Source organism: Pseudomonas sp. Pseusp88, assembly GCF_047303955.1.
Taxonomy (GTDB): Bacteria; Pseudomonadota; Gammaproteobacteria; order Pseudomonadales; family Pseudomonadaceae; genus Aquipseudomonas.
The window spans coordinates 53068-61985 of the sequence record NZ_JBGLYM010000032.1 but is presented as its reverse complement, the minus strand read 5'-3'; the positions used below and the strand labels follow the sequence as shown (position 1 = coordinate 61985).

Annotated in this window: 11 protein-coding genes; 10 read left to right on the top strand and 1 reads right to left on the bottom strand. The window is 59.7% G+C overall.

Translation table 11 applies throughout. The annotated features are described in order from the left end of the window. From ACCD02_RS27170 to ACCD02_RS27145, 6 genes are all read left to right on the top strand, one after another. A partial coding sequence (locus ACCD02_RS27170) for an energy transducer TonB (RefSeq protein WP_413308859.1) occupies positions 1 to 532 on the top strand: 532 nt, incomplete at its 5' end. Positions 533 to 577: 45 nt separating this feature from the next. After that, entirely contained in the window at positions 578 to 1297 is a 720-nt protein-coding gene (locus ACCD02_RS27165; RefSeq protein ID WP_413308857.1) for a MotA/TolQ/ExbB proton channel family protein, read from the top strand. A 1-nt stretch (position 1298) separates the two neighbouring features. Further along, complete coding sequence (locus ACCD02_RS27160; protein ID WP_413308855.1) at positions 1299 to 1700, top strand: ExbD/TolR family protein; 402 nt, start codon at positions 1299 to 1301, stop codon at positions 1698 to 1700. 249 nt (positions 1701 to 1949) lie between these two features. Continuing rightward, positions 1950 to 2531 carry an alpha/beta hydrolase gene (locus ACCD02_RS27155; protein WP_413308853.1) on the top strand — a complete coding sequence of 194 codons (582 nt, stop codon included), beginning with the start codon at positions 1950 to 1952 and terminating at the stop codon, positions 2529 to 2531. A 99-nt stretch (positions 2532 to 2630) separates the two neighbouring features. Further along, positions 2631 to 3545 (top strand): sigma 54-interacting transcriptional regulator, encoded by a 915-nt coding sequence (locus ACCD02_RS27150; RefSeq protein ID WP_413308851.1) that lies wholly within the window; start codon positions 2631 to 2633, stop codon positions 3543 to 3545. Positions 3546 to 3723: 178 nt separating this feature from the next. After that, the gene (locus tag ACCD02_RS27145) at positions 3724 to 4506 is read left to right on the top strand and encodes a MetQ/NlpA family ABC transporter substrate-binding protein (RefSeq protein ID WP_413308849.1); all 783 of its coding nucleotides are present in this window, start codon (positions 3724 to 3726) and stop codon (positions 4504 to 4506) included. A gap of 24 nt (positions 4507 to 4530) precedes the next feature. On the opposite strand, the gene ACCD02_RS27140 is transcribed toward ACCD02_RS27145, so the two are convergent. After that, positions 4531 to 4680, bottom strand: a complete 150-nt coding sequence (locus ACCD02_RS27140; protein ID WP_413308847.1) for a hypothetical protein — start codon at positions 4678 to 4680, stop codon at positions 4531 to 4533. 265 nt (positions 4681 to 4945) lie between these two features. Here ACCD02_RS27140 and ACCD02_RS27135 point away from each other — a divergent pair, with 265 nt between their 5' ends. From ACCD02_RS27135 to ACCD02_RS27120, 4 genes are all read left to right on the top strand, one after another. Continuing rightward, positions 4946 to 5842 (top strand): TauD/TfdA dioxygenase family protein, encoded by an 897-nt coding sequence (locus tag ACCD02_RS27135; RefSeq protein ID WP_413308845.1) that lies wholly within the window; start codon positions 4946 to 4948, stop codon positions 5840 to 5842. 17 nt (positions 5843 to 5859) lie between these two features. Beyond that, complete coding sequence (locus ACCD02_RS27130) at positions 5860 to 6741, top strand: ABC transporter ATP-binding protein (RefSeq protein WP_413308843.1); 882 nt, start codon at positions 5860 to 5862, stop codon at positions 6739 to 6741. Between the two features lie 183 nt (positions 6742 to 6924). Next, positions 6925 to 7791, top strand: a complete 867-nt coding sequence (locus tag ACCD02_RS27125; protein ID WP_413308841.1) for an ABC transporter permease — start codon at positions 6925 to 6927, stop codon at positions 7789 to 7791. Positions 7792 to 7874: 83 nt separating this feature from the next. After that, a complete protein-coding gene (locus tag ACCD02_RS27120; RefSeq protein WP_413308839.1) occupies positions 7875 to 8894 on the top strand; it encodes an ABC transporter substrate-binding protein in 1020 nt (339 codons plus the stop codon). The last annotated feature ends 24 nt before the right edge of the window (positions 8895 to 8918 follow it).

Here is an 8918-nt window from a genome sequence, read left to right as displayed (position 1 = left end):
GCCCGTGGTGGAAACCCCGCCACCACCGCCCGAGCCGATCCCGCAGCCGGTGGTAGAGCCGCCACCGCCGGTGGAGGACGAACTGGCCGTGAAACCGCCACCGCCCAAACCGATCCCGAAACCCAAGCCAGTGGTCAAGCCACCACCGCCCAAACCCGTGGCCAAGCCGGTCGAGCAGCCGCCCGCGCCGCCTGTTCCGGCGCCACCGGTAGCGGCCCCAGCGCCACCAGCACCACCGGCGCCAGCACCGGTTACCCCGGCATCGGCCAACGCCGGTTACCTGCATAACCCGGCGCCGGAATATCCCGCCCTGGCCATGCGCCGCGGCTGGGAAGGCACGGTGCTGTTGCGGGTGCATGTATTGGCCAGCGGCAAGCCGAGCGAGATCCAGGTCCAGAAGAGCAGCGGCCGCGAGCAACTCGACGAAGCGGCGCAGACAGCAGTCAAGCGCTGGAGCTTTGTCCCGGCCAAGCAAGGCAACGACCCGATTGATGGCTGGGTCAGCGTACCCATCGATTTCAAGATTCGTTAATCCGTCACAACAGCAGACCCATGCACAAGCAAGAGAGCACAGACCATGAACGTATTGGCATCCCCCTTCGAATCCATTGAGCATGCGGTTATCTGGCTGCTGCTGATTTTCTCCGTCGCCACCTGGGGGCTGGCTCTGCTCAAGGGTGTGCAGTTCGGCCGCCTGAAGAGTCAGGACAGGCGTTTCCACAAGCAGTTCTGGGCCGCGTCGAGCCTTGATTCCGCCGCCGAACTGGCCACCACCCAACCCGGCGCCGCCGCACGGGTCGCCCAGGCTGGCTATGCCGCCATTCAGGTGCAGGAGGGTACGCAGCAGACCGATCTGGCCCATTCGATCAACCACCAGGACCGCCTGGAACGCGCCCTGCGCCAGCAGATCGTGCGTGAGCGCCGCTCCCTGGAAACCGGCCTGGCAATCGTCGCCAGTATCGGCAGTACTTCGCCCTTTATCGGTCTGTTCGGCACCGTATGGGGCATCATGTCGGCACTTAAAGGCATCAGCGCTGCCGGTTCCGCCAGTCTGGAAACCGTGGCCGGTCCCATCGGTGCAGCCCTGGTTGCCACGGGTGTCGGTATCGCCGTCGCGGTGCCTGCGGTGCTGGTCTACAACTATTTCCTGCGCCGGCTGAAGTTGACGGCTGCGGACCTTGATGACTTTGCCCACGACTTCTACAGCCTGGCGCAGAAAAACGCCTTCCGCGTGCTGCTGCATCCGGTGCTGAACAAGCCGGCCGCAGGTTCGCAGAAAGTGAAGGAGGCGTCCTGATATGGCCTTCTCCACCCAAGACAGTGACGAGGTGCTCAGCGAGATCAACGTGACGCCGCTGGTGGACGTGATGCTGGTGCTGCTGGTGGTGTTTATCGTCACCGCGCCGCTGCTGACCAACTCGATCCCGATCAACCTGCCCAAGACCGAATCCGTGGCGCCCGTCGAGCAGAAGGACCCGCTGGTCGTAAGCATCGACGACAAGGGCAAGCTGTTCATCAACAAGGACGAAATCCAGCCCGACCTGCTGCAAACCAACCTGGCCAGCGCGAAGGCTAAAAACCCCGACGTGCGCGTGCAATTGCAGGCGGATAACGGCGTCAACTACGGCGAAGTGGCCCGGGCGATGGCCTCCATCGAGAAGGCAGGTATTACCAAGTTGTCGGTCATCACCGCCAAATGAGGAGGGCGGCCGTAGCGCGTTTGTAACAGAGCCTCGTTATCTTCACCCTTGCTCTCACGTGTTGTGAGCAGGGACTACAGCAGTTTTCTTGGGTCACTCCTTAGGCAGGGGGTGGCCCTTTTTTTATGCGAGCCATTCTGTGTCTTATATTTCTTTTAGGTCTTAATAAATAGCTTCTTATTCCTTAACGAATATATATCCCGTCCTTATACTTGGCCCCATGAACGCAACGATGCACGAGGTGACCCCATGCATAACGAATCGATTCGCTATCTGATCGTGCCAGGCTGGCAAGGGTCGCCTGACGAGCATTGGCAGAGCCATTGGCAGAACAGTCTGCCCAACAGTTCGCGAGTCGAACAGGACAACTGGCTGCAACCGCGTCGCGAGGACTGGGTGGGTGAACTGCAACGCAGCATCGCTGCCGACGATACCCCGGTGATCCTGATTGCCCACAGCCTGGGCTGCGTGACCGTGGCGCATTGGGCGCAACTGGCACCGCTGTCGTCGTTGCGTCAGGTGCGCGGTGCCTTGCTGGTCGCGCCTGCCGACGTCGAGCGGCCGAACTGCCCGCCGGCGCTGCGCAACTTTGCACCGATCCCGACGGATCTGTTGCCGTTTCCGACCCAGGTGGTCAGTTCCGACAACGATGCCGCCGTCAGCACTCAGCGCGCCCTGAGCTTCGCCCGCAACTGGGGCGCCGAGATCGGCATCCTCAGCGAGGCCGGGCATATCAACGTCAAGTCTGGTCACCAGCGTTGGGAGCAGGGTTTCGCCTATCTGTATCGCCTGCAGGGCCGAATGGAACAACAAGCCCGGCGCCGCGCATGAACTCAATTGACGCGGCCTGTTTCGCGTTTCTGTTACCGACTACGGTCAATCCCTTTAGTTAACGCCTGAGTCAATTGCTGGCTCGGGCGGGAGTTTGCCATGAGCCTTCACCCTGATCTCGGCCAGCCGTTGCTGACCTTCCCCGACGCTGAAAAAAGCCCACTGAGCATTCGTGCCAAGGCCCTGGTGTTCGTCGACCCGCGCTCGCGGCGCCTGCGTGAAGAACTGGAGCTGCGGGCGCCGGGCGCCTTGCCGGTGCTGATTCGCGGCGAGTCGGGAACCGGCAAGGAGTTGCTGGCGCGGCAAATCCATCGCGGCAGCGACCGTTCCGGACTGTTCGTCTCAGTCAATTGCGCGGCCATCAGCCCGACCTACGCCGATGCCGAATTGTTCGGCTACGCCGCAGGTGCTCACAGCGGCTCGGTCAGCAGCCGGGCAGGGTGGTTCGGTTCGGCCAACGGCGGCACCTTGTATCTGGATGAAATTGCCGACCTGCCCCTGGCGATTCAGACCAAGCTGCTGGCGGCCCTGGAAAACCACGAGGTCACCCGCGTCGGTGCTGCCCAGCCAAGTCCGGTGGATGTGCGCCTGGTCGCGGCGACCAGTATCGACCTGGCGCCAGCCGTGGCGGCGGGGAAGTTCCACGAGCGTCTGTATCACTATTTGCGCGAAGGCCAGCTTGAACTGCCAGCGTTGCGCGAGCGGATCGGCGACATTCTGCCCCTGGCCGAATATTTTCTCGGCATCTATAGCCAGCGCCTGGGCTTTGCCGTGCCACTGATCAGCGAAGCGGCCCAGGCGGCCCTGGAAGCCCACAGCTGGCCGGGCAACACTCGGGAACTGGAGAACGTTATCCACTTCGCGCTGTTGGTCTGCCCGGGCGATGAAGTCCTGGCGCAGCACCTCAGCCTGCCCGAAAGTCCGTCCCCCGAGGAGCAGGTTCGACGCCTGTTGCAAGATGCCGATCCCGAGCAATTGGTGGCGCTCAAGCGTCTACTACAGGCGCTGCCTTGAATCGGGCGTATGGCGATTAGCCGCTACCCCGCAAAAAGGCATAAGCACTGAAATAAAAAGTATTGTATTGGAATAAAGAATCTCGGTAATGTCCGCTTCACGCCGCGCCATCAGAGTGCGGCAACCTACTGATAAGCCATCGTTTTGTGGCGATGGCGCTTTTCGCCAAGGACATAATATGAAAAAGACTTTCTTGTTGACTGCACTGGCTGCCGCCCTGTCGATCGGCCTGGCCCACGCTGGCGAAAAACTGGTGGTAGGCGCCACGCCTGTACCTCATGCCGAGATCCTCGAGCTGATCAAGCCTGAACTGGCCAAAGAAGGCGTGGATCTGGAAATCAAGGTCTTCACCGACTACGTGCAACCGAACGTACAGTTGAACGAGAAGCGTCTGGATGCCAACTACTTCCAGACCAAGCCTTACCTGGACGGTTTCAACAAGGGCAAGGGTGCCAACCTGCAAGTAGGTGTAGGCGTTCACGTCGAACCGTTTGGCGGTTACTCGAGCAAGTGGAAGAGCATCAAGGACCTGCCGGACGGCGCAACCATCGCCCTGCCTAACGAAGGCAGTAACGCTGGTCGTGCCCTGCTGCTGCTGCAGAAAAACGGTTTGATCACCCTGAAAGATCCAACCAACGCTCTGTCGACCACCAAAGACATCGCCAGCAACCCGAAACACTTCAAGTTCAAAGAACTGGAGTCGGCCATTCTGCCGCGCGTGTACAAAGAAGTTGACCTGGACCTGATCAACACCAACTACGCGCTGGAAGCCAAGCTCAGCCCGAAAAAGGATGCGTTGATTCTGGAGGGTTCCGACTCGCCGTACGTGAACTACCTGGTAACGCGTGAGGACAATGCCCACACCGACGCTATCAACAAGCTGTCCAAGGCCCTGACCAGCCAGCAAGTCAAAGACTTCATCAACAAGAAGTACGACGGTGCGGTTCTGCCAGCGTTCTGATTGCCGCGTGACAGGCTGAACTGATTAACGCCGACGGCTGGTAGCAGCGTCGGCGTTTTTATTTGCCTGGGGATCGAGGGCGCGGTTCAGGGCGATCAACAGCTTGACCATGTCTTGCGGATTGCCCTTGAGCGACGTAGTGAGGGGGTTGTTAAAGGCTTTCTGGGTTGGCATATCGAAATGCTCCTGATTCTTATGGGGCTTTATCACGCGTCCTGCGTAGACCCCGTAATCGGCATTGTGTTCGCATTTGTTAGAAAACTCCCTGGTTTTTCGTCGGAAAAAGCCAAGATTCTGCTCTGACTGCTCAGTCAGTCTGCGGCTCCCGAGTGCTAGCTCGTTAAGTGATATCAATATGCCGTAACGGTATTTAAAATCTTATTCTTATACCTATAAAGTCGACTCCCTAAACCACCAGTCTTCTGGAGTCGGAGTTCACATGCCCGCTGCCTCTCTCGCTTCATCGTCCGCTCAAGCCGCTTATCAATCGTTCGACGTGCGCCCATTCGCCGAAAAGGTGGGTGCAGAGATCGTCGGGCTGGATCTGTCCAAACACCTGAATGACGCCGATTTTGCCCGCGTGCATCAGGCGCATCTGGACTTCCACGTCGTGGTCTTCCGCGACCAGCACATTACCCCGCAGCAGCAGATCGATTTCAGCCGCCGTTTCGGCGTATTGCAGATCCATGTGCTCAAGCAGTTCCTGCTGGCCAACCACCCGGAAATTCTCATCGTGTCCAATATCGTCGAGAACGGCCAGCCGGTCGGCCTGGGCGATGCGGGTAAATACTGGCACTCGGACTTGTCCTACAAGGAACTGCCGAGCCTGGGCTCGATGCTCTACGCCCAAGAGCTGCCAAGTGAAGGCGGCGACACCCTGTTCGCCGACATGCACTTGGCCTGGGACACCCTGCCCGAGCATCTGCGCAAGGCGGTGCAAGGCCGCTCGGCGGTGCACAACTACACCGCGCGCTACAGCGAAGGCCATAACGCCGCCAGCTGGCGCCCGACCCTGACCCCGGAGCAATTGGCCCAGGTGGTCGAAGTGACCCATCCGATCGTGCGCACTCACCCGGAAAATGGCCGCAAAGCGCTGTTCGTCAGCGAAGGTTTCACCACCCGCATCGTCGGCCTGCCGGAAGACGAGAGTCGCGCCTTGCTGCAAGAAATCTACGACCACAGCGTGCGTCCCGAACATATCTACCGTCATCACTGGCAGGAAAACGACATGGTGTTCTGGGACAACCGCTCGCTGATCCACCTGGCCGCCGGTTGCCCTGCACACCTGCGTCGCAAGCTGCACCGCACCACCATCCAGGGTGATGCGCCGTTCTGATTCAGGAGTACCGTTTCATGAATGCTGTTTTGCAAGGCCACACGGCCAGCGAAAGCCCGGTTGCCCAGACGCTGCCTGTGCAGGCGCCTGACGCGCTGCTGAAGGTACAGAACGTCAGCCTGGAATACCGCACCCCCGAGCGCGTGGTGCGGGCCACCCATCAAGTCAGCTTTGAAGTCGATCCGTCCGACCGCTTCGTCCTGCTTGGCCCTTCTGGCTGTGGGAAATCGACCTTGCTCAAAGCCGTGGCCGGTTTTATCCGGCCCAGCGAAGGCGAAATTCGCCTTGCCGGTGAGCAGGTTTCCGAGCCTGGTCCGGACCGGATCGTTGTATTCCAGGAGTTCGACCAACTGCCGCCCTGGAAAACCGTGATCCAGAACGTCATGTTCCCGCTGCTGGCCTCGCGCACCCTGAAAAAGCCCGAAGCCCAAGAACGTGCGCGTTACTACCTGGAAAAAGTCGGCCTCAGCGCCTTCGCCGACGCCTACCCGCACACGCTGTCCGGTGGCATGAAGGCACGAGTGGCGATTGCCCGTGCCCTGGCGATGCAACCGAAGATCCTGCTGATGGATGAGCCCTTCGCCGCTCTTGATGCCCTGACCCGGCGCAAGATGCAGGAGGAGCTGCTGGAGCTGTGGGAAGAGGTGCGATTCACCTTGTTGTTCGTCACCCACTCCATCGAAGAAGCGTTGGTGGTTGGCAATCGCATCCTGCTGCTGTCGCCTCATCCGGGACGTGTGCGGGCCGAGATCAACAGCCATCAGTTCGACCTGAAAAGCCTCGGCGGTACTGCCTTCCAGAGCACGGCGCAACGCATTCACCGCCTGCTGTTCGACGAAAGCGACGGCAGCCCGGTGGAGCGCGATCTGAGCTTCCAGGATATTCGAATCGCCTATTGATAAGCCCCTGATTGTGGGAGCGAATTCATTCGCGAATGCGGTATTTCAGTCGCTGAAAATGCGTTGAATGTGCTGGCCTCTTCGCGAATGAATTCGCTCCCACAGAAAGTGCGCCTTCAAAGATTTCACACCAGATCATGTGTTTCATGAGAGTCGGCAACCAGTATTCAAGAGATCAGAACCATGAGCCTTGCACCCCCCATCCGTGAGGAATACGAAGTCACGCTACAGCCCTTCACCCAAGAAGACCTGGCGCGTGATATCCCCCTGGCCCAACGCATCTGGCAACTGAGCTGGGTGCGCAAGAGCGTGATCCTCATCGCCCTCGCCGTGCTGTGGGAAATTGCGGCGCGTATCCAGGGCAATGACCTGCTGCTGCCCAGCTTCCTGCAAACCGCGTCGGCATTTTACGACGGCATCATCAGCGGCGAGCTACTGAGCAAGGTGTGGATTTCCCTGACCGTACTGGTCAAGGGCTATCTGATCGGTATTGTCCTGGCCTTTGGCCTGACGACCTTGGCGGTGTCGACCCAGTTGGGGCGCGATCTGCTCAGCACCCTGACTGCGATGTTCAACCCGTTGCCGGCCATTGCCCTGTTGCCGTTGTCCCTGCTGTGGTTCGGTCTGGGCCAGAACAGCCTGATTTTTGTGTTGGTGCATTCGGTGCTGTGGGCGTTGGCCTTGAACACCTACGCCGGTTTCCTTGGCGTTTCCGAGACTCAGCGCATGGCGGGGCGCAACTATGGCCTCAAGGGGCTGCGCTTTGTCTGGTACATCCTGATCCCGGCGGCACTGCCCTCGATCCTGGCGGGCCTGAAGATCGGCTGGGCCTTTGCCTGGCGCACCCTGATCGCCGCCGAGCTGGTGTTCGGCGCTTCATCGGGCAAGGGCGGTCTTGGCTGGTACATCTTCCAGAACCGTAACGAGCTGTATACCGACAAGGTCTTCGCCGGCCTGGCGGCGGTGATTCTGATCGGCCTGCTGGTGGAAAACCTGCTGTTCGCCAATGTCGAGAAGCTGACCGTGAAGCGTTGGGGCATGCAGCGCTAAGAAACCTGACACCTGTGGGAGCGGGGCAAGCCCTGCTCCAACGAGTACTACCACCCACCACTCGAATTTTCCTGAGGTTCTACATGGCAGCTTCTTTCAAACGTCCCGCACTGACTGTGCTGGCGGCCACAATCGGCTTGTTCGCAGGCTTGCTCAGCAGCGGCGCCCAGGCGGAAGGCAAGATCAGCATCGCCCAACAATTCGGTATCGGTTACCTGATCCTTGACGTGGTTCGCGATCAGAAACTGATCGAGAAGCACGGTAAGCAGGAAGGGTTGGATATCACCGTGGACTGGAACAGCATTTCCGGCGCCACGGCCATGAACGAAGCGCTGCTGGCCGGTGCCCTGGATGTGGTATCCGCCGGTATTCCGCCGATGCTGGTGCTGTGGGACCGTACAAAGGGCAAGCAGAACGTCAAGGCCATCGCCTCCCTGGGCTCGATGCCCAATTACCTGCTGACCAACAACCCAAACGTGAAGACCCTCAAGGACTTCAGCGACAAGGATCGCATCGCCGTACCTGCTGCGGGCGTAGGCTTCCAGTCGCGCACCCTGCAGATCGAAACGGCCAAGCAGTTTGGTAACGACAACTTCAAGAAATTCGACAATATCTCCGTCAGCGTGCCGCACCCGGACGCCACCTCGGCGCTGATTGCCGGTGGTTCGGAAATCAACTCGCACTTCTCCAGCCCACCGTTCCAGTATCAGGAACTGGAAAACCCCAACGTGCACAAGGTGCTGAGTTCCTACGACATCCTCGGCGGCCAGGCCACGTTCAACGTGCTCTACACCACGCAGAAATTCCACGACGAAAACCCCAAGACCTACAAGGCGTTCTACGACGCCCTGGCCGAGGCGGAGAAGATCATCAAGGCCGACAAGCCTGCGGCGGCCAAGACCTACATTGCTGTCGAACAATCCAAGCTGCCGCTGCCTCTGGTCGAGAAGATCGTCGCCGATCCGGAAATCGACTTCACTGTGGTGCCGCAACGCACCTATATCTACGCCGAGAAACTGCATGAGCTGGGCGTGCTGAAGAACAAGGCGACTGACTGGAAGGAATACTTCTTCGAAGAAGCCCATGGTGGCGCGGGCAGCTGATTGGCGCTACTCAAGCGATGAAAT

Bases quoted from the DNA above. Each gene is read 5' to 3' on its own strand.
- ACCD02_RS27165 (WP_413308857.1), top strand. From the start codon at position 578: ATGAACGTATTGGCATCCCCCTTCGAATCCATTGAGCATGCGGTTATC.
- ACCD02_RS27160 (WP_413308855.1), top strand. From the start codon at position 1,299: ATGGCCTTCTCCACCCAAGACAGTGACGAGGTGCTCAGCGAGATCAAC.
- ACCD02_RS27155 (WP_413308853.1), top strand. From the start codon at position 1,950: ATGCATAACGAATCGATTCGCTATCTGATCGTGCCAGGCTGGCAAGGG.
- ACCD02_RS27150 (WP_413308851.1), top strand. From the start codon at position 2,631: ATGAGCCTTCACCCTGATCTCGGCCAGCCGTTGCTGACCTTCCCCGAC.
- ACCD02_RS27145 (WP_413308849.1), top strand. From the start codon at position 3,724: ATGAAAAAGACTTTCTTGTTGACTGCACTGGCTGCCGCCCTGTCGATC.
- ACCD02_RS27140 (WP_413308847.1), bottom strand. From the start codon at position 4,680: ATGCCAACCCAGAAAGCCTTTAACAACCCCCTCACTACGTCGCTCAAG.
- ACCD02_RS27135 (WP_413308845.1), top strand. From the start codon at position 4,946: ATGCCCGCTGCCTCTCTCGCTTCATCGTCCGCTCAAGCCGCTTATCAA.
- ACCD02_RS27130 (WP_413308843.1), top strand. From the start codon at position 5,860: ATGAATGCTGTTTTGCAAGGCCACACGGCCAGCGAAAGCCCGGTTGCC.
- ACCD02_RS27125 (WP_413308841.1), top strand. From the start codon at position 6,925: ATGAGCCTTGCACCCCCCATCCGTGAGGAATACGAAGTCACGCTACAG.
- ACCD02_RS27120 (WP_413308839.1), top strand. From the start codon at position 7,875: ATGGCAGCTTCTTTCAAACGTCCCGCACTGACTGTGCTGGCGGCCACA.